The following is a 25,934-nucleotide window of genomic DNA, read 5'->3' on the forward strand; positions in this document are numbered from 1 at the left end:
CGCCTGCCGGACGGAGTGGGCCCACCTTCCGAGGAAACACACTCCCCCTTGAACACAACTCGCAGCCGACCACAGGTATACCTGTGTCACCGTGCGAGATCTGTTCGAAGGGGTGGCGGGAGGGGCAGAGCACGAGGCCATCGGCGGGCAACTCCCTGAGGCGGTTATCCGGCGAGGTCGAGGTCAGGGGCGCTGGGACTTCGGGAGCGTGGCCACCACGAGGTCGTAGGAGGTGTCGATCGCCTCGACGAGTGCCTCGACCGGGATGGCGCCACCGATCCGGAGCACATTCCAACCGTGGCGGCCGATGTAGGGCGAGACGGTCACCTCGTCCGAGAACTCCTCGATCCACTCGTCGGCCTCGGCGCGGCCCTTCCCACACTTGACGCCGACGGTGTCCTCCCCGAGGAAGGCAAAGATCTTCGAGCCGACCTTGGCGACCACGTCACCCTCCCACGGCTCGTCCTGCCACGCGCCCGGCTTGTGCAGGCAGTAACCCTTCACCTCGTGGCCGGTTGCCGCCTTGATGCTCACCGCGTCGCCTCCGACATCTGCCGCAGCTCCTTCTTCAGGTCACCGATCTCGTCCCTCAGTCTGGCAGCGAGTTCGAAGTGCAGGTCGGCGGCGGCCTGATGCATCTGGGTGGTCAGTTCCTGGATGAGGTTCGCGAGCTCGGCTGCCGGGAGGTCGCCGATCCGGTCGGTGCCGACGGTTGCCACATCGGCGGCCATCGCACCCCGGCCGCCTCGCCCACCGTCGGCCTTGCCGCGTGAGCGGGCCCGACCGGAGCCGAGCAACTGCTCGGTGTCGGCGTCCTCGCGCTGGAGCATGTCGGTGATGTCCGCGATCTTCTTGCGCAACGGCTGCGGATCGATGCCGTTGGCCAGGTTGTACGCGACCTGCTTCTCCCGACGCCGCGCAGTCTCCTCGACGGCCTCCTGCATCGAGGGGGTGAGGTTGTCGGCATACATGTGCACCTGCCCGGACACATTGCGGGCGGCGCGGCCGATCGTCTGGATGAGCGAGCGAGTGGACCGCAGGAAGCCCTCCTTGTCGGCGTCCAGGATCGACACCAGGGACACCTCGGGCAGGTCGAGGCCCTCACGCAACAGGTTGATCCCGACCAGGACGTCGAACTCACCCAGTCGGAGCTCGCGCAGCAACTCGACCCGGCGAAGGGTGTCGATGTCGCTGTGCAAGTAGCGGACGCGCACACCCTTGTCGAGGAGATAGTCGGTGAGGTCCTCCGCCATCTTCTTGGTCAGGGTCGTCACGAGAACCCGCTCATTCTTGGCCGCGCGGGTCCGGATCTCGTGCAACAGGTCGTCGATCTGACCCTTGGTCGGCTTGAGGATGATTTCCGGGTCGATCAGGCCGGTCGGGCGGATGATCTGCTCGACGATGCCGTCGGCCTTGGCCAGCTCGTAGTTGCCAGGCGTGGCCGAGAGATAGACCGTCTGCCCGATCCGTTCGAGGAACTCCTCCCACTTCAGAGGTCGGTTGTCCATCGCCGAGGGCAGCCGGAAGCCATGCTCGACGAGCATCCGCTTGCGCGACATGTCGCCTTCGTACATCGCACCGATCTGGGGCACCGTGACGTGGGACTCGTCGATGACGAGTAGGAAGTCCTCGGGGAAGTAGTCGAGAAGGCAGTTCGGTGCACTTCCGCGCGTGCGCCCGTCGAGGTGCATCGAGTAGTTCTCGATTCCCGAGCAGGAGCCAACCTGACGCATCATCTCGATGTCGTAGGTGGTGCGCATCCGCAGTCGCTGGGCCTCCAGCAGCTTCCCCTGCTTCTCGAAGGTCGAGAGCTGGTCCGCGAGTTCCCGCTCGATCCCGGAGATGGCGCGCTCCATCCTCTCGGGGCCGGCGATGTAGTGGGACGCGGGGAAGACATACATCTCCTGCTCCTCGCGCACCACCTCACCCGTGACCGGGTGCAGGGTGTAGAGCTTGTCGATCTCGTCACCGAAGAACTCGATCCGCACCGCCAACTCTTCATACATCGGGATGATCTCGACGGTGTCCCCTCGAACCCGGAAGGTGCCGCGGGTGAAGGCCAGGTCGTTGCGGGTGTACTGCATCTGCACGAACCGCCGCAGCAGGTCGTCACGATCCATCGTGTCGCCGACACGCAGCGGCACCATGCGGTCGACATACTCCTGTGGGGTGCCCAGGCCGTAGATGCACGAGACGGACGCCACGACGATGACGTCGCGCCGGGTCAACAGCGAGTTCGTCGCCGAGTGGCGCAACCGCTCGACCTCGTCGTTGATCGAGCTGTCCTTCTCGATGTAGGTGTCGGTCTGGGGGATGTACGCCTCGGGTTGGTAGTAGTCGTAGTAGCTCACGAAGTACTCAACGGCATTGTTGGGAAACAACTCGCGGAACTCATTCGCGAGTTGGGCCGCCAGGGTCTTGTTCGGGGCGAGGACGAGCGTGGGGCGTTGGACCTGCTCGATCAACCAGGCCGTCGTGGCCGACTTGCCCGTCCCGGTGGCACCGAGCAGGACGACGTCGGTTTCGCCGGCGTTCACGCGCTGGGCGAGGTCGGCAATGGCGGTCGGTTGATCACCCGAGGGCTGAAACTCGGACACGACGTCGAAAGCCGCGACGCGGCGCTGCAACTCGGTCACTGGACGCATGGTGCAACGGTAAGCGCCGCCACCGACAACGGCATTCCCCGACAATGGGGTCATGCAACTTCCCGAGCCCCGCACCCCCGACCCGATGGACGCCCCTCCCCTGCGTTGGGGCGTCCTGGGCCCCGGGTGGATCGCCGATCAGATGGTCGGTTCCCTGCGCGCCAACACCCGTCAGCAGGTCGTCGCCGTCGGCTCCCGGGAGGTATGCCGCGCGCAGGATTTTGCGGACCGGCACGGCATCGCGCGGGCGCACGGCAGTTACGAGGAACTCGTCGCCGATCCTCTCGTCGACATCGTCTATGTCGCCTCACCGCACAGCGGTCACCGCGAACACGCCCTGCTGGCCCTCGAGGCGGGCAAGCATGTCCTCATCGAGAAGGCCTTCGCCCGCAATGCGGCCGAGGCCCACGAGATCGTGGCCTCCGCTCGCAGCCGCGGCCTCTTCTGCATGGAGGCGATGTGGACGCGTTTCCTCCCGGGCACCGACGTCATTCGCCAGTGCCTCGAGCAAGGCCTCCTCGGTCCGGTCGAGGTCGTCTTCGCCGACCACGGGCAGCCCCTCTACCCCGACGGTCCCCGCCGACTCTGGGACCCCGAACTCGCCGGCGGAGCGCTCCTCGACCTGGGCATCTACCCGGTGTCCTTCGCCAGTTTCGCGCTGGGCGGGCTCACCAGCGTCACCGCGGCCGGTGACCTCGTCGACTCCGGTGTCGACGCCCGCGAGGCGATGATCGTGACCGGGGCCCACGGCGGGACGGGCGTCCTGCACGCCACGATGACGTCGCGCACCGAGACGACGGCCAGCATCGTCGGCCCCAAGGGACGGCTCGACGTCGGCGAGCGCACCCAGTGGCTCGGTGGTTTCTACGGCCCGACGGTGATCCGCCACCAGGGTCGGGCCGAGCACGAGCCGGCGCAATGGTCACCGGACCTCGACACCACCGATCCGCACCATGTCGGCCTGCACTACGAGGCGTGCGAGGCCGCTCGCTGCATCAGCAACGGCCTGCTCGAGAGCCCACTGCTCCCGCTCGACGAGACCGTGTCGATCATGAGGATCCTCGACGAGGTTCGCCGTCAACTCGGGGTGACCTACCCCCGCGAGTGACGGTCAGCGCTGCATCCGCACGAGGGTCGACTTGCCGAACAGGCTCTCCAGGAGGTCCACGGCAAGTTCCGCGGTCGCGTTGCGCTGGTCCAACGCCGGGTTCAGTTCGACGATGTCGATCGATCCCAGCTGACCGGTGTCCGCGATCATCTCCATGCAGAGTTGCGCCTCGCGGTAGGTCGGACCCCCGACGACGGGTGTGCCGACCCCGGGCGCGACGACCGGGTCGATGAAGTCGAGGTCGAGGCTGACGTGGACGTGCGTGTCCTCGTCCACCCCGGCGAGGGCCTTCTGCATGACCTTCCGCATCGACTTCTCGTCGATGTAGCGCATGTCGTAGCACTCCACCCCGACCTCATGGAGCAGTTCCTTCTCCCCTTGGTCCACCGAGCGCAGTCCGACCTGGCGGACCTCGTCGTGCCTCATCGCGGGCGTCGCCCCGGCCATCGAAGTCAGCCCGTCCGGGCCGTGCCCGAGCAGGCAGGCCACCGGCATCCCGTGCAGGTTGCCGCTCGGCGTGATCGAGGCGGTGTTGAAGTCGGCATGGGCATCGAACCAGAGGACGAGGACCTTCTTCCCGGCGGCACGGCAGTGACGCACCGCCGAGATCGACCCGACGGCCAGACAGTGGTCACCGCCGAGCGTGATCGGCAGGCGATCCCCCTCCAACTCGGCGAACACGGCGTCGTGAAGGGTCTGGTTCCACGCGATGACCTCGGGCAGGTGACGGTAGCCGTCGACCGGCGGAAGCATCGGGTTGTCAGGGCCGGTGAGGTCGCCCCGGTCGACGACGTTGTTGCCGAAGTTCTCCAGGGCCCGCTGGATACCGGCGACCCGCAAGGCGCCCGGCCCGAGACGTGCCCCGATGACACTCGCGCCGATGTCGGTGGGCGCGCCGATGAGACTGACAGGCTTCATGAAAGGTGACCCTTTCGCTGATCTGGGCCGCGGCTCGAGACCGCAGCTGCCGTGGCCAACACTAATCCGTCCCGCGGAGCGGTCAGGACTGTCGGGCCGCCCGCCATGTTCTCAATCGGTCGTCAGCGACTCCGAACCAGGCCTCCTTGGCGTCGGCATAGTCCCCGGAGTCCGTATGCCGTGCCGCAAGCGCCGCCTTTGCGGCGGCATACGCATCCCTGGCCTCCGGGTCGGCACGCAACCAGTCCCGGACGTCGATTGCCCAGTCCCAACCCGGGCTGCCCACCGCACGCACGTGGACGTGGGCGACGCGGCCGGGGTCGACGCTGCCGTGCAGCCGCTTGGGCCAGGTGCCGCCGTCCTTCGCGTTGTCGTGGTCGACGCCGGGCACGCGGACGAAACCGGCAGAGGCGAGGTCGGCGACGAAGGCGGCACCATCGGCCTCGGTCAGATGCCTCACCCCGACCTGCAGGTCGATGACGTCCTTGGCGGGCAGGTCGGGCACCGCGGTGGACCCGATGTGCTCGAGGGCGACGACTCGGTCACCCAGGGCATGCCCGATGCGAGCGAGCAGGCGAGCGGCCTGGGCCGGCCAGGTCGGGTCAGGAGGTGACTGTGCGGACGTCGCCGCCCGGGAACGCGTCCCCGACCGTAGTGCCTCCCCAAAGGGCACGATCCTGCTCTGCCACAACGCATCCACGGCAGTGGCGAGGTCCTCGGGCGAGCCGTTGTTGTCGAGCAGCACATCGGCAGCCGCACGGCGGGCGTCGTCGTCGGCCTGCGCCGCGATCCGCTGACGCGCGTCGTCTTCGGGGATGCCCCGGTGCTCTACGAGGCGCTGGACGCGCGTCTCGGTGTCGGTGAGAACGGCGAGGACGAGGTGGTACTCCCCCGTCATTCCGGCCTCGACGAGGAGGGGCATGTCGTGCACGACGATCGCGTCGTCGGGTGCCGCAGCGAAGAGTTCGGCGGTCCGCGCCCAGATCGCGGGGTGGGTGATGGCTTCCAGATCGCGCAGAGCAGCCCTGTCCCCGAAGACGATTCGCCCCAATCCGGCTCGGTCCAGAATCCCGTCGTCCGAGACCACGCTGGGACCGAATCGTTCGCGGATCGCGGTGAGGGACGGCATACCGGGCTCGACGACTTCTCTGGCGATCCGGTCGGCGTCGATGACGACAGCGCCCAGACCGGCCAACCGTGCCGCGACACTGGACTTCCCCGACCCGATCCCGCCGGTCAATCCCACGCGCAGCATGGCTGCACGCTACCGGTGCCCACCGTGACACCCGGGCGAGGTCATTGCGGGCCGAGGCCTAGGGTCGTCCCTGTGACCGAACCGTATGCCGGGTGCTCCCCTCAGGAGTCGGCTCACCTCCGGGAGGTGGCCGAGGCCGCGGCAGCCCGCAGCGCGGCATACCTGATCGACGCCTTTCGGACACCGATGACGGTCGACCACAAGGGTGGGCCGCACGACCTGGTGACCGAGCACGACCTGGCGTCCGAGGCGATCCTGCGCGCGGACCTCACCTCAGCTGTGCCCGACAGTGCCTTCGTCGGTGAGGAGGGTGGCCGCAGCGGACAGGGACGGGTCACCTGGTTCGTCGACCCGATCGACGGGACGGTGAACTTCAGCCACGGACTGGCCTACTGGTGCGTGTCGATCGCCGCTGCCGTGGACGACGTGTTGGTCGCCGGGGTGATCGCCGCCCCGGCCCTGGCGCAGGTCTTCGCCGTGGATCTCGACGGCTTCACCGTCAACGGCGCCTCGGCTCAGCCGCGGCGAGTGGAGCGGGAGGTCGATGCCTTCGTCATCTCGACCTTCCCACGCCATGTGGACCTGGAGAGCAATGGGGAGGCTGCCCTCCACGCCTCGGGGCGACTCACCCGCGCCTTCGGCTCGGTGCGCACGCTCGGCAGCGGAGCGCTCGGTCTCGCGCATGTTGCGGCCGGCTGGGCGGACGCCACCTTCGACCTGCACACCAACGCCTGGGACGTCGCCGCGGGTGCGCTCATGGTGCGCGCCGGTGGCGGTCGCTACCTCGGGCTGCGCGCCGGCGTGACCGACGAGAACCCGACCACGGCGCATCTCCGTCCGGCCTACTGGGCGACCGGAGGTGACGTCGAGTACCCCACCCTGCGGGAGGTCCTCACCGGGCTGTCCCGCGACGCCCGTGTGAACGGATCAGCTGAGCCCGAACCTACGTACCCGTAGGTAACATGGCCGGCATGAGCGACCTCTTCGACGCCCACCCCTACCAGGACCGTTACCCGGTCCAGCGCGGGCTGCCCGAGCAGGGCCGTCCCAAGGCCGAGATCCTCGCCGAGTTGCGCGAGATGGCGGCGCTCGAGAACCAGGCGTGGGAGACGGGTCAGTGCTCGGGGACGATGTACTGCGGTGACCTCGACCACTACGCGTTCCTCACCGAGGCCTTCGGACTCTTCGCCCACCAGAACGCCCTGCAGCGAGACATGTGTCCCAGCGCGACCCGCTTCGAGGGCGAGATCATCGCCATGGCGCTCGACCTCATGCATGCGAACGCGATCGAGGGCACGGAGCCGGCCGGGCTGGTCACGAGCGGTGGCACCGGTTCGATCCTGCAGGCGATGCTCTCCTATCGCGACCATGCCCGCGCGACGAGGGGCATCACGATGCCCAACATCGTCAAGCCCGAGACCGCCCACCCGGCCTTCGTCAAGGCCGCGCATCTCTTCGGCCTCGAGTTGCGGGTCGTGCCGGTCGATCCCGCGACGACCCTCGTCGACCCGGCCGCGATGGCGGCCCGGATCGACGAGAACACCATCGCGATCATCGGCTCCGCCGGCAACTATCCCTACGGGACGATCGACCCGATCGCCGACCTCTCGGACCTCGCCCTCGCCCGCGGTGTGGGGTTGCACGTCGACGGCTGCCTCGGCGGCTTCATCCTCCCCTTCGGTGAGGAACTCGGGTATGCCGTGCCGCCCTTCGATTTCCGGCTGCCGGGCGTGACGTCGATTTCGGCGGACACGCACAAGTACGGCTACGGCCTGAAGGGCACCTCGTCGCTGCTCTTCCGCGACAAGGCCCTGCGCAACGCGGCCTACTTCTACGTGCTCGACTGGAGCGGTGGGAAGTACTTCTCCCCCGGCATGGAGGGGTCCCGCAGTGACGGCCTGCTCGCGTCCGCCTGGGCCTCCCTGGTCGCCACCGGTCGCGCCGGGTATCGCGCCCATGCCCAGGAGATCTTCGCGACCTGCGCGGCCATGGTCGACGTCGTGCGCGAGCATCCGCAGTTGCGGCTGGTGGGCAGCCCGACCTTCGTCTTCGCCTTCACCTCGGATGACTTCGACATCTACCACGTCGCCGATCGGATGAAGACCCGTGGCTGGCGCTTCAACGGCCTGCAGTATCCCGACGGCCTGCACCTGGCCGTCACCCGCCCCCAGACCCGGGACGGTGTCGTCGACCGCTTCCGGACCGATCTCGCCGATGCCGTCGCCTACGCCCAGGAGCAGACCGGCTCGGCCGAGTCGACGGCCATCTACGGTGGGATCCCCGGAGGCCTCACCGCCGACGTGTCGACCTTCATCGAGTCCGTGATGGAGCAGATCATGGACGCCCACCAGTCGGTGCCCGCCCCGCGATGACGGTCGACCCCGCGCGGTGGGCCGTGCTGACCGTCGATCTCGGCACCGGCGGGCCGAAGACTTCGCTGGTGACCCTCGACGGCACGATCCACTTCAGCGAGTTCACGGCCGTCGAGACCGAACGTCCCAGCCCGGGGCGCGCTCTCCAGGACGCCGAGGAATGGTGGCGTCAGATCCTGGCCAGTGCCCGGCGCGGCCTCGACGGCGGGGCCGTGCGCCGCGAGAGCGTGCGGGCGGTCGCCGTCACCGGGCAGTGGAGCTCTGTCGTGCCGACTCGCGCCGACCTCAGCCCAGCGGGGCCCTGCCGGATGTGGCTCGACACCAGCGCCTCACGCCACTCCCAACGGATCGTCGGCGGACCGGTCCTCGGCTACGACCCGCGGTGGCTCACGGCCTGGCTGCGCCGCACGGCGGGCGTCCCGTCACCTCGCGGCGGGGACCCGGTCAGCCACATGCTCGGCTTCCAGCACGATGAGCCCGGCATCGCTGCCGGCACCGCCCACTATCTCGAGCCGGTGGACCATCTCACCTCGCGCTTCGCCGGTCGGGTCCATGCCTCGGCTGCCTCGATGTGCGGGACGTGGCTCGTCGACATCCGCGACGACCGGACGGCATACGCTTCGGAACTGGTGTCACGCACCGGAATTGACCCGGGGAAGCTGCCGCCCCTGAGTGCCTCCGGCGGCGTCGTCGGCAGCCTGGCACCGGCTGTCGCCGCGGTCCTGGGATTGGCCGACGACGTCGCCGTCGTTGCCGGCACACCGGATCTGCATGCCGCATGGGTGGGGTCCGGCGCCCTGGGGATCGGACAGGCCCACCTGGCCATCTCGACGACGTCGTGGATCTCCTGCGCGGTCGCCGCGAAGAAGACCGACGCCCTGCACTCGATCGCGACGGTCCCCGGGCTGACCCCTGAGGGCCATCTCGTCGCGGACAACCACGAGGCGGCTGGCGCCTCCCTCACCTGGCTGCGCAGTCAGGTCGTCGACGGCAGCTACGAAGAACTGTGCGATGAAGCGATCCACTCTCCTGCCGGCAGCAACGGCGTCCTCTTCCAGCCCTGGCTGGCCGGCATGCGCTCCCCCGTCGACGACCGCTCCGCCCGGGGCGGCTGGACCGGGATGAGTCTGCAGACCACTCGAGCCGACCTGATCCGCTCCGTGCTCGAAGGTGTTGCGCTGCAGAGCCGTTGGCTGCTCGGCCCGGTCGAGAAGTTCGCCGGGACCCGTTTCGATGCCCTCCGCATCCTCGGCGGCGGCGCCGAGTCCGACCTCTGGTGCCAGATCCACGCCGACGCCCTGGGCCGGCGGGTCGAGCGGGTCAGGGAGCCGATGGCGGCACAGTCGCGCGGCGCCGCCCTGATCGCAGCCCTCGCGCTCGGCATCATCGGTTTCGACGACGTGCCAGCCCTGGTCCCGGTCGACCGGGCCTTCGTGCCGGACCCGCAGGTGACGCCGGTCTATGACGCGCTGGCGCGCGAACTCCCGAAGGTCTACTCCGGCCTGAAGGGGACCTTCTCGCGTCTCAGATCGCCTCGATGACGGGATATTTCGGACGCCACATCCGGCTGTAGACCTGCTGGATGGGGTCGTCGAAGGACACCGATGCCACCCCTTCCTCGACGGCGGCCTTCGCCACGGCCAGGGCGACCGTCGCCGACACCATGCGCAGGTCGTTCATCATCGGCAACAGTGGGGCACCCGGGCGATAGGCGTTGACCAGGCCGGCGAGCGCGTTGGCGGCCGCCGCGATCATGCCCTCGGTGACGTGGGTGGCGCCACACGCGGCGACGCCCAGACCGAGCCCCGGGAAGATCAAGGCGTTGTTGGATTGCGCAATGCGGTGGCGAATTCCCTTGTGGTCCACCGACGCAAAGGGGCTGCCTGTGGCGATGAGCGCCTGTCCGTCGGTCCACTCGAGGACGTCGGCCGGGGTCGCCTCGGCGTGCGATGTCGGGTTCGACAGCGGGAAGATGATCGGCCGTGGCGTATGCCTGGCCATCTCCCGCACGACCTCCTCCGTGAAGGCACCGCCCTTGGTCGACGTGCCGAGGAGCATCGTGGGCTTGACCTCACGGACCACCTCGAGCAGGTCGATCTGCGACGGGTCGTCAACGGTCCAGTCGGCGATCTCGTCACGGTGGCGGGCCCAATCGCGCTGGAAGGACAACAACTCGTCCTGGTCGTCGACATAGAGGCCGTTGATGCCGATTGCCCAGAAGCGGGAGCGGGCTTCCTCCTCGGTCTCCTCGCGGCCGGTGCGGAGCATCGTGTCCTTGATGAGGTTCGCGATGCCGATGCCGGCACTGCCGGCTCCGAAGACGACGATTCTGTGGTCGTGGAGATCGATGCCCGTGACGTTGACGGCCGCGAGGATGGCCGCGAGCACGACCGCCGCGGTGCCCTGGATGTCGTCATTGAACGTGCAGTAGTCGTCGCGGTAGCGAGTGAGCAGGCGGTGGGCGTTGCCTGCCCCGAAGTCCTCCCAGTGGATCATCGCCTTCGGGAACAGCCGGCTCGCCGTCGACACGAAGCGGTCGACGAAGTCGTCGTAGCGCTCGCCGCGCACGCGCGCGTGCTGCACCCCGATGTAGAGCTCGTTGTTGAGCAGGCCCAGGTTGTCGGTGCCGACGTCGAGCACGACCGGGATGATCCGGCGCGGATGGATGCCGGCTGCCGCCGTGTAGACCGATGCCTTGCCGATGGCGATCTGGATGCCCCCGATGCCTTGGTCACCGATGCCCAGGATGCCCTCGGAGTCGGTGACGACGATGAGGTCGACCTCGTCCTCCCCGAGGCCATAGTTGAGCAGGGACTGCTCGATTCCCTCGGGGTCGTCGATGGAGAGGAAGACGCCGCGGGGGCGGTTGTACTCGTGGCTGAAACGCTCGATGGCCTCACCGATGGTCGGCGTGTAGACGATCGGGAGCATCTCCTCGAGATGGGAGGTGAGCAGGTTGTAGAAGAGCACCTCGTTGCGGTCACGCAGCTGTGCCAGGTGAAGGTATTTGGCCAAGGGGGTCGACCCGCGTCGGAACTGCTCGTAGGTCCGCACCGTCTGGTTCTCCAGCGTCGTCACGCCGGTCGGCATCAGCCCCTTGAGGCCGAGCACGGCTCGCTCGGCCAAGGTGAAGGCCGTGCCCCGGTTCGTCGTCGGATTGGCCAGGACGGCGCGGCCACGGGCCTTGATGCGCAGCGGTGAATTCTGGTCGGTGGTGTCCTGGTCGTAATCAGCGCTCGGCACGGGGACCACTGTGGCACGGATCACCCGGGGACAGCGAAACGGCCCGCCCCCCTGACAGGGGGCGGGCCGTCTCGGTGAGCACACGGCATACCAAGAGGTATGCCAGGTGGCTCAGTTGCCGGTGAGCTTCTCGCGCAGCGCAGCCAGAGCCTCATCCGAGGCCAAGGTGCCCTCCGAGGCCGGAGCCGCGGGGCGCGCGGACTCGCTGCTCGAGGCGGACGAGTCGCTGCTGTAGCTCGTGGGGACCTCGGCGTTGGCCGCAGCCTCGGCGTCGGCGGTCTGGGCCGCCTCGACCTGGGCGCGGTGCGCCTCCCAACGGGCGTGGGCGTCGGCGTACTGCTTCTCCCAGGTCTCCCGCTGCTTCTCGTACCCCTCGAGCCACATGTTGGTCTCGGGGTCGAAGCCCTCGGGGTACTTGTAGTTGCCCTGCTCGTCGTACTCCGCGGCCATGCCGTAGAGGGTCGGGTCGAACTCGACCTGACCGGCGCCATCCTCATTGGCCTGCTTGAGGCTGAGGCTGATGCGGCGACGCTCGAGGTCGATGTCGATGACCTTGACGAAGATGTCGGACCCGACGGTGACGACCTGCTCCGGCAGCTCCACGTGGCGCTCGGCCAGCTCGGAGATGTGGACCAGGCCCTCGATACCGTCCTCGACACGCACGAAGGCACCGAAGGGGACGAGCTTGGTGACCTTGCCCGGGACGACCTGACCGATCGCGTGGGTCCGAGCGAAGTGCTGCCACGGGTCCTCCTGCGTCGCCTTGAGCGACAGGGAGACACGCTCGCGGTCCATGTCGACGTCCAGGACCTCGACGGTGACCTCGTCGCCGACCTCGACGACCTCGGACGGGTGGTCGATGTGCTTCCAGGACAGCTCGGAGACGTGGACGAGACCGTCGACCCCACCGAGGTCGACGAAGGCACCGAAGTTGACGATGCTGCTGACGACACCCGGGCGGACCTGGCCCTTGGCGAGCTCCTTGAGGAAGGTCGTGCGGACCTCGGACTGGGTCTGCTCGAGCCAAGCACGACGCGACAGGACCACGTTGTTGCGGTTCTTGTCGAGCTCGATGATCTTGGCCTCGATCTCCTTGCCGACGTACGGCTGGAGGTCGCGCACGCGACGCATCTCGACGAGGGAGGCGGGCAGGAAGCCGCGCAGGCCGATGTCGAGGATGAGACCACCCTTGACGACCTCGATGACGGTGCCGGTGACGACGCCGTCCTCTTCCTTGATCTTCTCGATGGTGCCCCAGGCCCGCTCGTACTGCGCGCGCTTCTTGGACAGGATCAGGCGACCGTCCTTGTCCTCCTTCTGGAGGACCAGGGCCTCGACGGCGTCACCGACGGCGACGACCTCGTTGGGGTCGACGTCGTGCTTGATGGAGAGCTCACGCGAGGGGATGACACCCTCGGTCTTGTAGCCGATGTCGAGCAGGACCTCGTCCCGGTCGACCTTGACGATGTGGCCCTCGACGATGTCGCCATCGTTGAAGTGCTTGATGGTCGCGTCGATCGCGGCCAGAAGGTCTTCCTCAGTGCCGATGTCGTTGATGGCGATCTGAGGGGCGGTCGTGTCGACCGTGCTGGTGCTCATGTAGTAGGAACTCCGATGTGGACAGGTGGAATCGTGCGGACAGTTGGGTGCGCACACGCCACCATGCACGCCAGGGCGTGAATGGGCACACGTGTACGAATCCATGGTACCGAGCCGTGCAGAGCAACCGCAAAGTGAGGTCGCCATGAGCCAGGGGTATGCCGGTGAGCCCGGTCCCGTGGCCAGCCGGCGCGAGGTCGACCAGGCCACGACCGTCCGCGCCCAGCGAGGGTGGTGGGACCTGGAGGCGCGCGAGTATCACGCCGACCACGGCTCCTTCCTGGGGGACGCCGGCTTCGTCTGGGGGCCCGAAGGTTGGACCGAGGCGGAACTCAATCTCCTGGGGACCCGTGCCGGTGATCGGGTGCTGGAGATCGGCGGCGGTGCCGGTCAGTGCGCCCGCTGGCTGCAGGCCGAGCGAGGGGTCCAGGTGGTGTCGACCGACCTGTCCCGCGGGATGCTCGACGTGGGCGCCGAGATCGACCGGCGCCGCGGCATACCCCTCGCCATGGCGCAGTGCGACGCGGCGGTCCTTCCTTTTGCCGACGAGAGCTTCGACCATGTCGTCACGTCCTATGGCGCAGTCCCCTTCGTCGCCGACTCCGCCGCCGTCATGACCGAGGCCCATCGCGTCCTGCGCCCCGGCGGAACCTTCGTCTTCTCCACCACCCACCCGATCCGCTGGGCCTTCCCGGATGTGCCCGGTGAGGACGGACTCACCGCCCATGGCTCCTACTTCGACCGAACCCCCTATGTCGAAGGCTTCGATGACGGCTCGGTGACCTATGCCGAGCACCACCGGACGCTCGGTGACCGGGTCCGGGAGATCACCGCCGCCGGGTTGGCGCTCGTCGACCTCGTGGAGCCGGAGTGGCCCGAACGCAATCTTCAGGAGTGGGGTGGCTGGTCCCCCACCCGTGGACGGGTGCTGCCCGGGACGGCGATCTTCGTGTGTTTGCGGCCGGCCCGCTGATGTCACAGGGCCCCGGGCACCATGAGGTGCTCGGGGCCCTGTGATGGGTCGGGGACTCAGCCGCGATCCACGTCGCTGCGACGACGCGTCGTCTGCTCCGCCTCGGTGAAGAAGCGGTCGGTGTCGTCGACGGCGGCGTCACCCGAGCGCGTCGAGTGCTGCGCCTGCTGCTCGGCGTTGCGACGTCCGGCGAGGAGCAAGAAGGCGCCCAGACCCAGCAGGGCCACACCGAGCAGGCCGAGGATCCAGCCGAGCGGACCGCGGATCAGTCCGAGGAGGGAACCCTTGGAGCCCCAGGTCTTGGCGTTGTCCTCAATGGTCGCCTCGTTGTAGCCGATCGTGCCCACCGTCATCGCGACCGTTCCGGCACTGGACTCGAGGGTCTTGTCGACCTTCTCCTGACCCTTGATGATGACGCCGGTGTTGGGCTCGACCCACAAGGTGCGCGTGTTGCCGTACATCACCTTCGCGGTGACGTTGCCGGTGCCGGTCGGTGAGAACAGGCTGGCCGGCACCTCACGCGACGCGGTCTGCGTCTTCGGGATGACCTGCTCGAAGACATAGGTGTCGGTGCCATAGAGGTCCGCCACCTCCTTGAACTTGATCGGCACAGCCTTGCCCAGGTCGCCGTCCCACCAGTCGTAGTCCTGCTGCTGGGTGTCGAAGGGGAACTTGAAGTAGTGGCCGGTGCGGGTGACCTGCTCGGTCTTCTTCGGGTTGTCCAGGTCGCCGACGGACTTGTAGTCACCGCAGCAGTTGGTCACCTCAGCGCTCACGCGGTCGAAGGACACACCCTCGTCGCTGTAGCTGAGGGGAACCCACTTGCCCCCGACGTTCGCTTCCGACTTCACCTGGGTCTGCCAGAAGGCCGTGCTGGACTGCAGATCCTGCTCGGCCACCTTGCCGGGGATGCCGATGACGGTCCGGGTGCTCTTGACGTCGACGCCCTTGAGGGCGTCGATGGCGGCGGCGCCGTTCTTGACGTGCGGGTAGAGGACCGACATGTTCTTGCCCTCGGAGATGGAGGTGCTGTCCTGGTCCAGCGGGACCGTCGCGAGACGGGGGTACAGATAGGGCTTGGCAAGCAGGCCCAGCCCGAGGAGCAGCGCCCCGAGCACGACGAGGATAGCCCCGACAATACGACGCATGTGCGTTCCTTCCACGGTGAAGTCGGTGCAGCCTACCAGTGGGTAGCGCCACTGTGTGCGAGGTTCGTGGTCGCTCCGTCCTACAATCTCAGCGGCCACCAGAGGCGCCCGGACAGAGCGTCGGAGAGAGCAGGTAATGAGCGAGTCACCCCCGGCGCTGACGCCCTCTCCCGCGCTCGTCGCGATCGGCCCGGACACGGAGGCACCTCCGAGGCGGGGCCGCCGGGAGCTGGTGCGGGACGGACGTCCCACCGAGGCCGCGGACCGGGACCACTGGCTGGTGAGGAACCCCCTCCGAACGGCGATGCTGCTCGTTCTGCTCCTTTCTCTCGCCGTGCGGTTCAACGTCATGCGAGACGGGTACTTCATCACCGACGACTTCATGCTCCAGTCCCGGGCCATGGAGTCCCCGTTGACCTGGTCGCACGTCAGTCGCGTCCACACGGGCCACTTCGAGCCCCTCGGTTTCACCGTCATGTGGCTCCTGGCGCACCTGGCCCCTTGGAACTGGGGAGTGGCCGTCGCCCTCCTGATCACGGGCATGGCCATCGCCTACCTGCTCGCCTGGCGAATGCTCGTCGAGCTCTTCGGTCGTCGATGGCTCACGCTGGTGCCGTTCACCTGGCTGGCGCTGACCCCGCTGACCCTGTCGGCCACGACGTGGTTGTCGGCGGCGATCCTGTGGACACCCACGCTCGCCGTCCTCGCGGGGCTGACGACGAGCACGGTCCAGCACCTGCGCACGGGGTCCGCCCGTTCGCTCGTGGGCGCCCTGGCCTGGCTCGTCGTCGGCCTGCTGACCTTCGAGAAGATCCTCATCGCCCTCCCGTGGCTGCTCCTTCTCGGCGTCGCGCTGCGGCCGGCTCGTGAGCCGGCACTCACCGGGCTGCGTCACGTCGTCCGCGCGCGCTGGCGGCTCTGGGCCGGGTTCGCAGGCACAGCGGTCGTCTACGTGATCGTCTACCTGGCCTCGAGCGCGCGGGATGGAGCGTCCCCCTCGCTCGGGCGCCCCACCGTGTCGCAGGTGTGGGACTTCACCTACCTCAGCCTCTTCCGGACGCTCATCCCCGCGCTGCTCGGCGGTCCGTGGACGTGGCAGGGCGTCGGCTACGGCGGGGCGATGGTGGACTCTCCTCGCTGGTTCGACTGGCTCACCCTCATGGCTCTCGTCATCCTGACCGTCCTCGGCCTGGTCGTACGTCGCGGGCTCGGACGACAGCTCGTCGCAGTGGCCACCTATGTCGGATGCTCGCTCGCGATGCTGGCCATCGGCAGGGTCGCATTCGGGGGCTCGATCCTCGCGCTCGAGGCCCGCTACCTGGCCGACGCCGTCGTGCCGATCGCCATCGCCCTTGGCGCTGCGCTCATGCCCTATCGCGACGAGGCTGCTCCGTGGCTGCCACTGGGCACGTCGCTCGGCAAGTCGCTGCCGGGGCGGTCGCTGCATCTGGCGGTCGGGGCCGTTGCTGCGGCTGTGGGGATGCTGTCCATCCACGCGACCAACGGGTATGCGACGTTCAGCACTGCTAACCCCTACCGTCCCTTCGTCGAGCAGGTGCGGGCCTCGCTGCACTCCTTGCCGGCCGACGCCCAGATCTACGACACCAACCTTCCGGTCCCGATCGTCGGCCCGATCTTCGAGGAGTACGACCTGGTCAGCCGTTTCGTCGCCCCGGCGCTGACCACGGAGCAGCGTGCCTCGGTGGGGCACCTCACGCAGTACTCGAAGCCCTACTTTCTCGACACCACCGGACGCTTCCAATCGATGCGGGTGGAGGGAACGTCCAACGTGGCCAAGTTCCCCGGGGTGTGCGGGTGGCTCGTGGAGGAGGGCCAGGCCGTCGTTCCACTGCAGTCGGAGGCCTTCCCGTGGGGCTGGGCGGTGCGGGTCGGCTATCTCAGCGATCGGGCAACACCCGCTCGCATCACCTTAGGCACGGGTAGTCGTGAGGTCCAGCTGGACAAGGGACTGGGCGAGGTGTTCGTCCCCCTGACCGGTGGGGGCAGGACCGTGGCGATCACGGGTGTCGCCCCCGGGGCGAGTGTCTGCATCGGCGATGTCCAGGTCGGGAAACCGGCCCTCAAGCAGTGACGTCGTCACCGGCGGGCAACGCCGGAGCGCTGCGATTTCCCGGCCTGGACGGCACCAGGGCCCTCGGCGCCCTGCTCGTCCTGACCACCCATGTCGGGTTTCAGTCCGGAGCCGCCCTGAACGGCCCCTTCAACGGGGTTCTCTCGCGCATGGACTCCGGGGTCGCGATCTTCTTCGTCATCTCGGGCTTTCTCCTGGCCCGGCCACACTTCGTGGCCTGGGTGTCCGGGTCAGCACCTCCGGCGTCGAGGACCTACCTGTGGCACCGGGTCCTGAGGATCCTTCCCGCTCTCTGGATCACAGTCATCGCAGCGTGGGTCCTGCTCAGGCGTGAGGATGCGTCCTGGGTGCCCTACGCCCGACACGCCGCCCTGGTCCAGATCTACAGTCGCGGCAACGGGACGACCGGCCTGACCCAGATGTGGAGCCTGTCCGTGGAGGTCGCCTTCTATCTCCTCCTGCCGGTCCTCGGCTGGGTGCTCTCCCGGGGTCCAGCGACCCGGCGTGGCCTAGGTGTCCGGCTGGCGATCCTCGCTGTGACGCCACTGGCCGGCGCGGCGTGGATGGCATGGTCGGCAGCGGTGGCCCACCCCCTTAGCGCACTCTGGCTGCCGGGGTTCCTCGGCTGGTTCGGCCTGGGGATGATGCTGGCGCTCTGGAGTGCGGGAGCCTCCGCGGGCCTGGTCGATGCGCGGCCATCCGCCGCCATCGTGCGCCACCGCCGCACGGTGTGGGCTCTCGCCGGTGCCGTCTACCTCGTGGCGACCTCGGTGGTCGCGGGGCCCTACAGCCTCAAGGCACCCACGCCGGGTGAGGCGGCGACGAAGTCGCTGCTGTATGCCGCGTTCGGGCTGCTCGTCGTGCTCCCGTCAGCCATCGAGCTCCTGCCGCGACCGGCCGTCGCCGGGACGGGTGCGGTGATGGGCCGTGTGGCGTCGTTCTTGGGGGACATCTCGTACGGAATCTTCTGCTATCACCTGATCGTCCTCGGCCTCGTGGAGCGCGCGACCGGCCACCAGGTGTTCGGCGGTGGGTTCCTGACGTTGTGGCCACTCACCGTGGCAGGCACGGTGCTCGTCGCCGCCGTCAGCTTCTACGCCGTGGAGCGTCCGGTCATGCGCCGCGGCCGCGGCAGCCGACGCCGTCCCGCCGAGGACGACGCCACCGGGCACGCGGCGAGCGCGACGGCCAGCAGCACCAGCCACTGAACCACGAGCAGGTCCACGGCACGGTTGGCTGCAGGCCACGGCCTCCCGGCGACGACCAGCGCCGCCCCGAGGACCAGCACACAGATCACCGACGACTGCACCCAAGGCCTCCGCGCGACAAGGGCCAGCAACAGGCAGCCCACGGCGACGGAGGCGCCGAGGAGGCCAGCCACGGCCGACAGCAGCAGCAGGAAGAGCAAGGCCGCCCACCGGCCCGACCAGACCCGGCCCTGCGCCACCCGCCCGGCCGTCCGGGGCTCGCGACGCAGCAGCCACCCGACCACGAGTGCCATCGACGCGAGCGCGAGAAGCCCACCGACCAAGGCCCACCGGTAGACGGTGTCCGGAACGAAACGGACCTCGACCCGACCGCTCTCCCCCGCAGGCAGCACCCAGCCCTGCTGCCAGCCGTTCACCCGAAGAGGGGCGAGCGGCGTCCCGGACTGGCTCGTCGCCGACCATCCGGCGCTGAAGTTCATTGGGACGACGAGGACGCTTGCGTCGGCCCGCGCACTCGTGACGTCGAGATCGAAGGCGGCAGCGGACCGCTGCGTGCCAGTCACCGTGCTCCGGGACGGGGCGTGGGAGGAGCTCGTTCCGAGCAGGGCGTCGACTGGCCGGAACTCGCCGGTCGCAGTCGCCGAGATCGACACCTGTCCCTGCGGGAGCCGGACGTCGCTGTCCCCGCAGGATCGCCACTCCAGGGGTCTCCCGGCGAGGACGTCCCCGATCGTCCCGGTGACCTCCGTCGGATAGGACTGGCCGTTGACCACGAGGGGCGGCCCGAAACCGCACGGGATCCCGGTCGGGGCGCCCAGGCTCATCGGACGCACCTCGTTGAGTCCGGGCAGGAGCACCTCGGACACCCCGACCGGGAGCGGTCGCGACAGGCGCCCGGTCGACTCCAGGGAGATGAGCTCGGTGACGGACAGGAAGCGGACCGTGAGGGAGGTGGTCGTTCGCGCCGGCCAGGTAAACCTGCCCTGCGCATCCACTCTGCCGGTCACGGAGGTGCCGTCGTCGAAGGTCACCGAGATCCGGTCGGGCTTGGACGCGGCGAGGAACCGGTCCCTGAGGAACTGGATCTCGTGCACGAGTGCCGGCGAGGGCAGCGTCAGGCTGAGGGTCGGGGTGACATCGGTCCCCGCAGCCGTCCAACCCGTGCCGAGGGAGCCGTCGATGACGGTGCCCGGACGGCCGGCGACCTCGTCGGTGCCGCGGCTCGAGGCGGTCGCCCGGATCGGTGAGACGTCGTCGAGCAGGTGGTCGGCGCCTCCGCCCGATGCGGCGACAACATGTCCGTCCAGGCGGCTGACCAGTGGACCGGCCATGGTGAGCTCTCGCGCGAGGTGGTCCCCGTCCTCCCACTGGCGGCCCGTGCCAGGGAGGCACAGCGGTCGGTCGACGACCCAGGCACAGTCACGACGGGGCACGCGGTCGCGGAGGACGACGGCGCCGGTCGCTGCGGCTGACGCTGGCACCCGCAGGGCCGTCCCCATGCTGACTCCCGGCACGGAGACCTCGGCCAGGCCCGTGCCCATCCGCCCGCTGTCGTCCACACGGGTGACGGTCACCCGCAGCCCCGTCGTGCGCCCGGGGGGCAGCGGCACCCGTTGCGGGGCGTAGTCGGCGTTGAGCTCGGTTCGCGTCGTCCCGGCGTCCGTGCGGACCTCCACCTCGCGAGGGAGTGCGACCTTGTCGGTGCGCGGCAGGCTCACGAACAGCTCATCGGCCTCGACGGGAGCGGCGAGCTCGACGTCGAGCCACTCCCCCGCTCCGGACCCGTAGCGCCCGCTCACCCACGCCGTCGCCCCGTCGCCATCGAGTGCCGCAGTGGGCGAGTATCCGGCACCCAGCCGCAGCGACGCGTCGGCGTCCGCGGCCGACGAGGACGCCGTGACCCGCCGCAGCGAGCCGGTGAAGGTGCGGACCGTCTTCGGGGAGGTCGCATCGGCCGTGTAGTCCCTGAGCAGCGGCGCACCCTCGGCCAGGACAGACGAGCGGTTCTCCGTGGCGCGCCCGAAGAACACCTCCCGACGCTGGTTGCCGTCAGTCGTCACGTGGAGCGCTCGCGCCTCGAGATCCACCGGGAGGGCGGCCGCGTCCTCACCCACGACCGCGACGGTCCCGGCCGCGGCGGTTCCAAGGACATGTGGCACGTCCTCCGCGCCACCCGACACGACGGCGAGGTCCTCCCCCGCCACGACGCGGGCCCCGACCGGATCACCGGTGGCGTAGACCTCGAGCACTTGGTAGGGCAGCCGGCTCCTCTGGTCCACAGTGACGTTCTCGGACTCGGCGGGCAGCCCCACGGGAGCCCCGAGGCCGGGGCCGAAGCCGGCCACCTTCGTCAGGCCGGCGGACAGCAGGGCGTCGTGCACCCGGAGCATCCGTCCACTGGGTGAGTCCGCAGCGTCTGGCCGCAGGTCATTGCGGACCACCACGAACCGGACGCCGGCGAGGTCGAGCCCAGCACGCAGGTCACGCCCGCCCTGGCCCGAGGACATGAGGGACTCGAGCTCATCGAGCCACCGGGTCGTCCCGGCGCTGCCCAAGGGAACCGCGTCGCGCGTGACGAACGCGCGGCGGCCGATCGCCTGCAGCGGGTCGTCCTTCGTCGACCCCCAGATGAAGTCCCCGAAGCTGGTGGCCGGCACCGTCATCGTCGTCCCCGCACCCTCCTGGCGGTCCAGCCAGGCGGCGGCCTGGCGCCAGTACTCCGGGATCCTCGGGTAGCCCTCGCCACGGGCGAGGAGCCCGTTGACGCCCGGAGCCGCCACCATGAGGACCAGCGACGCCGCCATGACCTTGCGCAGCAGCGGAGCCAACCGGTTGGCCACCATCCAGGCCCGGACCAGGCTGAGGAACCACGCCGCACCCAAGGCCAGCGGTAGCCGGATGACGAGCTCGAACTTGTGCGTGTTGCGAAGGGCCGCACCGTCGGCGTCGAGGAACGAGTTGACGGCCTCCGCGCCGGGCGAGGCGGCCGGTCCGACATGACCGAGAGTCACGAGGACCAGTCCCGTGAGAAATCCGGAGACCAAGAACAACCGGTGTCGCGGCGGTGCCGCCCAGATGCCCAGCAGTCCGACGACCGGGACGGCCATCGCGGCGACCACCAGCACCGCATTCGTCACGATGGCCCAGCCGCCAGGCCAGGACGGCCCGCCAGGGCCGGCGAGGAAGTTTAGCCACGGGGTCGTCCCAGACACGGCGTTGAAGACGCTCGCGAACGCGGTCGTCACGTCTGCGTTCTCGATCCAGTTCAGGAAGGGGGGGCTGTACCGGCCCAGCACGAGAAGCGGGCCGAACCACCAGAAGATCGCGACGATCACGCACCCCAGCCACGCCGCGAGGCGGGGAATGGACTCGCGCAGGGACTCGCGGGTGAGGAACCACAGCGTCGGCAGGACGAGCGTCGCCCCCGTGGCGACCGCGTTCACGCCACCCACCGCGGCGACGGCCAGCGCCGACATGCTGAGGCGAAGCGGCCACCCCCACGGCCGCCGCGTCGTCAGGGGAAGCAGGACCCAGGGCGCCATGGCCAACGGCCACACCTCGACGGACGTGACGGCGACCTCACTGAGGAACCGCGGACTCAGCGCGAACAGCAGGGCCGCGAGGTAGCGGCCCCACGGGGTCCCCAACCGTATCGCGCCACTGAGCAGCCACACTCCCGAGAACGCGACGCCCAGCACGATCGTCCACCACAGCCGCTGAACGATCCACGGCGGGATCCCGCCCTCGATGAGGAGCCAGTGGATGGGGCCGACCGGGAAGAGGTACCCGTAGGCCTGGTTCTGCAGCTGCCCCATGGCTCCGTTCGGGTCCCACAGGTGCAGGGCCCGGGACATGAACGCACCCGGGTCCTCGGTGAGGTCCACCTTGGTGTCCGGCACGATGAGGCCGCCTGCTTGGCGGAAGGCCAGGGCGGCAAGGAAGACCCATGCTGCGAGCAGGCGTGTCCGCCACACCCACGATCCCGCCGCGCGTTCGGCGACGGCCGCGGTGGTCACCCGCTCGGGACCCGCAGCACGATGACGGCGTTCCACGACACCACCTCACGCAGTCCGGGCACGGCGGCCACCCAGTGCGCCCAGCGGGGGTGGTAGCGCGGGAAGATGTCGACGACCGTGGCGCGACCGTCAGCGGCGGTGGCGCGCGCCCAGCGCACCATCGGCCCGACCGGGCAGTTGAACAGGCTCGACCCGTAGTCGTTCTTCGGCCGCCTGCCGTGGCGCGCGGCATACCGGTCGGCGGCATACCGACCGCCCAGGTAGTGCCACATCCCCGTCTCGTGACCGCCGTGCGGTGAGAGCCAGGGCGTCCACGACAGGAAGACCAGTCCGCCGGGGCGTGTGACCCGCAGCATCTCCTCGGCCATCGCCAACGGGTCGGGCACGTGCTCGAGCACATTGCTGGAGAAGGCCACGTCGGCACAACCGTCCGCGAACGGCAGCGACAAGCCCGAGCCGCGCACGCCGATCCCGCCGGGCGCACCGTGGGCGCTCAACTCCCCGGCATCGGGCTCGACCCCGGCGTAGCGCGCCCCGGCCGTCTGGAAGGCATCGCTGAAATATCCCGGGCCACCGCCGATGTCGATGACCGTCGCTCCGGCAAGGTCGGCCCACTGGCCGACCATGTCGACCGAGTCCCGGGCCAACGCTCCGTAGAAGGCATCGGGGTCGGCCTGCTCCCGGCGGAAAGCGGCGAACAGCCGGCGCGAGCGAGCCAGGTCGGCCGTGAACGCTGGCACCCCGGACCGGGAGTGGCCCTGCTGTAGCATCCGTCTCCGGTCCTGAGGAAAGAATCATGTCGTGCGTATTGCCTTCTTGAACTGGCGTGACTCTACACACCCCGAAGGCGGCGGAGCCGAGAAGTACGCCGAGACGGTCTGCACAGGACTGGCTGCCAGGGGCCACGAGGTCACGCTGTTCTGCGCCCGCCACGCGGCGTCGGCTGCCCTCGAGCTCAAGGACGGCGTCCGCTACGCGCGCCAGGGCGGACGCGTTGGCGTGTATGCCGCGTCGCTGCGCCGACTGCGCGCCGTCGAACGGGCCGAGGGCGCGTTCGACGTCGTGGTCGACACCCAGAACGGCGTCCCCTTCGCGGCGCCCCTGGCGACGCGCTCGCCGGTCGTCGTTCTCGTCCACCACGTCCACCGCGAGCAGTGGCCGATCGTCTTCGGCCCGGCCGCGGCGCGCGTCGGCTGGGTCCTGGAGTCGAGGGTCGCCCCACGCTTCTACAGAGGCCGGCAGTACGTCGCCGTCTCCCAGGAGACCAAGGCCGAACTGGTCGAGCTGGGGGTGCGTGCCCGCGACATCGCCGTCATCCACAACGGCACCGACGCGCCGATCGAGACCGGTACGCCCCGCGCCGGCGACCCGCGGCTCGTCGTCCTCGGGCGCCTCGTCCCGCACAAGCGGGTCGAGCACGCCGTCGAGGTCCTGGCACGCCTCCTTCCGCGGCATCCTCGGCTGAGCCTGCACATCGTCGGGGACGGCTGGTGGGCCGACGAGATCCGTCGGGCGGCGAGCGAGCGCGGCGTGGAGGACCAGGTCCGGCTGCTGGGGCACGTCGACGAGGTCACCAAGAACCGAGAGCTCGCCGAGGCGTGGGTGGCCCTGGCCCCCAGCGTCAAGGAGGGGTGGGGACTGTGCGTCGTGGAGGCGGCCAGCCACGGGACGCCCACAGTGGCCTACTCCGGGTCGGGGGGCCTGTCGGAGTCGATCGTCGACGGGTGGAGCGGGGTCCTGGTCGACGGCCTCGACGCAATGGTCTCCACGATCGACACCCTGCTGCGGGACCCCGGCGAGCGCGCCCGGATGGGTGCTGCGGCCCGGGACCATGCCGCCCTCTTCAGCTGGGATCGGACGGTCGAGGCGTGGGAGGCCCTGCTGGCCAGAGTCGTGCGCGGCGAGGAGCACACCGGCATGACGGACGACTTCGACCACGGCCCCGCCCCGCGCTGAGCCACTCGGCTCTCTTCCGACGCCACCCTTGGTCAACCAGCACTGAGCCCCACCGACCTCGGTCGGTGGGGCTCAATGCGGGAGGTCAGTAGCCGAGCTTCGCTCCGGGCTCGATGAGGGTCTGCTGGCCGTTGTCCACGGCGGCGCTCTCGGAGGGGGCGTTCGACGAGACGATCGCCGCGGCGGCTGCCCAGGACATCAGCCCGCCGGCCAGCAGGCTGACGAGGAGGAACAGCAGGCCACGGCGGCGGTTGGTGTTGTCGTCGGCGTAGGTGGCACTCATGGGCGTGGCGATCCTTCGGCAGATGGGAAACCTACCGAATGGTAACGGCCTTTGACCCCAAGTACATAATCCGCCACGACCGACGTGTCGTGACCGTTCAGGCCGCCCACAGCCCGCCACGGCACAGCGTCGGCCCATGGTGTCACTCGGCGCGGGTGACGTCCCAGAGCACCCAGTCCGGCGTCCTCGCCAGCTCGCGCCAGCCGGGCCGCACCACGGGCTGGGTGCCCGGTGACGTGACCCAGGCGAGCACGAGCGTCACGCCCTGGGACCGCAGCGCCTGCGCCGAGAGCCGGCCCTCGGACCAGGCCTGCTCGTGGGGCACCGGGTGGTCGTCAACCACCCGCAGCCTTCCGTCGCGGGTCACGCGCAGCGCCGAGCTCGTCACCACCGTGGCAGGCAGTCCTCGCGGTGACGGGTCGAGGAACGAGGACTCCCCGGCCCACACGGTCCGGCGCAGCGGTTGCCATGGCATGGAGAGGACCACCGGGCGCCGCCCGTGGGAACCGGCCTGCTCCACGGCCCCCACGACCTCTTGCCATCCGGCGGGGTACGTGATGGGTCGGTACGCCTGCGCCAGTCGCCCGGTCAGGTCCGGCTGCATCCCGACGAGGGCCGCCGTCACCGCGACGGCCACGGCCGCTGCTGTCGGTCGGCCAAAGGGTGCAGACCTCTTGGTGCGGCCGACGGCGAGGCCGGCCAACCCTGCCTGCGCGAGGACGGCGAGGCCGAGCAGCCGGTGCTGGTCACGGACGAGGGCCAGGCCGGGCACGGCCTGGAGTGCGGTGACCACGCCGACGAGGGGCCCGCTGAGCAGGGCGGCGAGGCTCGCCGGCAGGACCAGCGCGGTCAGCGCCAGGAGGCGTCGCCGGCCCCTGAGCGTCAGGGCCCCAGCACACGCCAGGGCAAGCACGAGCGCGGAGGCCAACGAGGACGTCAGGTCCCGCCGGGAGGCCAGAGCGGCCGACTCAGACCAGATCCCCCCACCCGCGAGGGCGGACCACCAGGTGCCGAGACCGGTGTCGTCGCGCAGCGCGAACGCCGCGCCCCCGTCCGGGTCGGCGTGGCCTCCCGAGGCGGCCACGAGCGAGGGAAGCAGCCAGGGCAGGCACCAGCCG

At 69.4% G+C, this 25,934-nt stretch carries 19 protein-coding genes; 8 read left to right on the forward strand and 11 right to left on the reverse strand.

All coding sequences use genetic code 11. The features are described from left to right. Positions 1-183: 183 nt before the first annotated feature. Together BN10_RS13965 and uvrB are read right to left on the reverse strand one after the other, a co-directional pair. The gene (locus BN10_RS13965) at positions 184-534 is read right to left on the reverse strand and encodes an MmcQ/YjbR family DNA-binding protein (protein ID WP_010851900.1); all 351 of its coding nucleotides are present in this window, start codon (positions 532-534) and stop codon (positions 184-186) included. Beyond that, entirely contained in the window at positions 531-2,645 is a 2,115-nt protein-coding gene (gene uvrB / locus BN10_RS13970) for an excinuclease ABC subunit UvrB (protein WP_010851901.1), read from the reverse strand. The genes BN10_RS13965 and uvrB overlap by 4 nt, the downstream gene beginning before the upstream one ends. A 52-nt stretch (positions 2,646-2,697) precedes the next feature. Here uvrB and BN10_RS13975 point away from each other — a divergent pair, with 52 nt between their 5' ends. After that, a complete protein-coding gene (locus BN10_RS13975) occupies positions 2,698-3,753 on the forward strand; it encodes a Gfo/Idh/MocA family protein (protein ID WP_010851902.1) in 1,056 nt (351 codons plus the stop codon). Positions 3,754-3,756: 3 nt separating this feature from the next. Here BN10_RS13975 and rocF read toward each other — a convergent pair whose 3' ends face one another. Both rocF and coaE read right to left on the reverse strand, forming a co-directional pair. Continuing rightward, the gene (rocF, locus tag BN10_RS13980; protein ID WP_010851903.1) at positions 3,757-4,671 is read right to left on the reverse strand and encodes an arginase; all 915 of its coding nucleotides are present in this window, start codon (positions 4,669-4,671) and stop codon (positions 3,757-3,759) included. A gap of 82 nt (positions 4,672-4,753) precedes the next feature. Continuing rightward, positions 4,754-5,926 (reverse strand): dephospho-CoA kinase, encoded by a 1,173-nt coding sequence (coaE, locus tag BN10_RS13985; RefSeq protein ID WP_010851904.1) that lies wholly within the window; start codon positions 5,924-5,926, stop codon positions 4,754-4,756. Between the two features lie 72 nt (positions 5,927-5,998). On the opposite strand from coaE, the gene BN10_RS13990 reads away from it, so the two are divergent. The 3 genes from BN10_RS13990 to BN10_RS14000 are packed head-to-tail and all read left to right on the forward strand — an operon-like array spanning position 5,999 to position 9,839. After that, positions 5,999-6,883 carry an inositol monophosphatase family protein gene (locus BN10_RS13990; RefSeq protein ID WP_010851905.1) on the forward strand — a complete coding sequence of 295 codons (885 nt, stop codon included), beginning with the start codon at positions 5,999-6,001 and terminating at the stop codon, positions 6,881-6,883. Between the two features lie 14 nt (positions 6,884-6,897). Beyond that, a complete protein-coding gene (locus tag BN10_RS13995) occupies positions 6,898-8,298 on the forward strand; it encodes a pyridoxal phosphate-dependent decarboxylase family protein (RefSeq protein WP_040753796.1) in 1,401 nt (466 codons plus the stop codon). Next, entirely contained in the window at positions 8,295-9,839 is a 1,545-nt protein-coding gene (locus tag BN10_RS14000) for a xylulokinase (RefSeq protein ID WP_010851907.1), read from the forward strand. Before BN10_RS13995 ends, BN10_RS14000 begins: the two co-directional genes overlap by 4 nt. Here the strand turns inward: BN10_RS14000 and BN10_RS14005 are convergent. Further along, entirely contained in the window at positions 9,823-11,541 is a 1,719-nt protein-coding gene (locus tag BN10_RS14005; protein WP_010851908.1) for an NAD-dependent malic enzyme, read from the reverse strand. The genes BN10_RS14000 and BN10_RS14005 overlap by 17 nt on opposite strands. Before the next feature lie 111 nt (positions 11,542-11,652). Beyond that, positions 11,653-13,140 carry a 30S ribosomal protein S1 gene (gene rpsA, locus BN10_RS14010; protein WP_010851909.1) on the reverse strand — a complete coding sequence of 496 codons (1,488 nt, stop codon included), beginning with the start codon at positions 13,138-13,140 and terminating at the stop codon, positions 11,653-11,655. Between the two features lie 145 nt (positions 13,141-13,285). Between rpsA and BN10_RS14015 the strand changes: the two genes are divergently transcribed. Continuing rightward, on the forward strand, positions 13,286-14,113 hold the full coding sequence (locus tag BN10_RS14015) for a class I SAM-dependent methyltransferase (RefSeq protein ID WP_010851910.1): 828 nt from the start codon (positions 13,286-13,288) through the stop codon (positions 14,111-14,113). A 56-nt stretch (positions 14,114-14,169) separates the two neighbouring features. Here the strand turns inward: BN10_RS14015 and BN10_RS14020 are convergent, their stop codons facing one another. Further along, positions 14,170-15,261, reverse strand: coding sequence for a DUF3068 domain-containing protein (locus BN10_RS14020; RefSeq protein WP_010851911.1), 1,092 nt, complete (start codon positions 15,259-15,261; stop codon positions 14,170-14,172). 280 nt (positions 15,262-15,541) lie between these two features. Here BN10_RS14020 and BN10_RS14025 point away from each other — a divergent pair, with 280 nt between their 5' ends. Together BN10_RS14025 and BN10_RS16490 are read left to right on the forward strand one after the other, a co-directional pair. Continuing rightward, positions 15,542-17,353 carry a hypothetical protein gene (locus tag BN10_RS14025; protein ID WP_198014065.1) on the forward strand — a complete coding sequence of 604 codons (1,812 nt, stop codon included), beginning with the start codon at positions 15,542-15,544 and terminating at the stop codon, positions 17,351-17,353. Continuing rightward, positions 17,350-18,561: an acyltransferase family protein gene (locus tag BN10_RS16490; protein WP_010851913.1), complete on the forward strand. Its 1,212-nt coding sequence runs from the start codon at positions 17,350-17,352 to the stop codon at positions 18,559-18,561. The genes BN10_RS14025 and BN10_RS16490 overlap by 4 nt, the downstream gene beginning before the upstream one ends. Here the strand turns inward: BN10_RS16490 and BN10_RS14035 are convergent. After that, positions 18,447-22,613, reverse strand: coding sequence for an alpha-(1->3)-arabinofuranosyltransferase domain-containing protein (locus BN10_RS14035; RefSeq protein ID WP_010851914.1), 4,167 nt, complete (start codon positions 22,611-22,613; stop codon positions 18,447-18,449). The genes BN10_RS16490 and BN10_RS14035 overlap by 115 nt on opposite strands. Continuing rightward, positions 22,574-23,347: a class I SAM-dependent methyltransferase gene (locus BN10_RS14040; RefSeq protein WP_010851915.1), complete on the reverse strand. Its 774-nt coding sequence runs from the start codon at positions 23,345-23,347 to the stop codon at positions 22,574-22,576. Before BN10_RS14040 ends, BN10_RS14035 begins: the two co-directional genes overlap by 40 nt. A 31-nt stretch (positions 23,348-23,378) precedes the next feature. Between BN10_RS14040 and BN10_RS14045 the strand changes: the two genes are divergently transcribed. Continuing rightward, entirely contained in the window at positions 23,379-24,533 is a 1,155-nt protein-coding gene (locus BN10_RS14045) for a glycosyltransferase family 4 protein (RefSeq protein WP_010851916.1), read from the forward strand. A gap of 85 nt (positions 24,534-24,618) precedes the next feature. On the opposite strand, the gene BN10_RS14050 is transcribed toward BN10_RS14045, so the two are convergent. Together BN10_RS14050 and BN10_RS14055 are read right to left on the reverse strand one after the other, a co-directional pair. Next, the gene (locus BN10_RS14050; RefSeq protein ID WP_010851917.1) at positions 24,619-24,816 is read right to left on the reverse strand and encodes a hypothetical protein; all 198 of its coding nucleotides are present in this window, start codon (positions 24,814-24,816) and stop codon (positions 24,619-24,621) included. Positions 24,817-24,958: 142 nt separating this feature from the next. After that, a partial coding sequence (locus tag BN10_RS14055; protein WP_040751974.1) for a hypothetical protein occupies positions 24,959-25,934 on the reverse strand: 976 nt, incomplete at its 5' end.

The organism is Phycicoccus elongatus Lp2 (assembly GCF_000367525.1).
Taxonomy (GTDB): Bacteria; Actinomycetota; Actinomycetes; order Actinomycetales; family Dermatophilaceae; genus Phycicoccus_A; species Phycicoccus_A elongatus.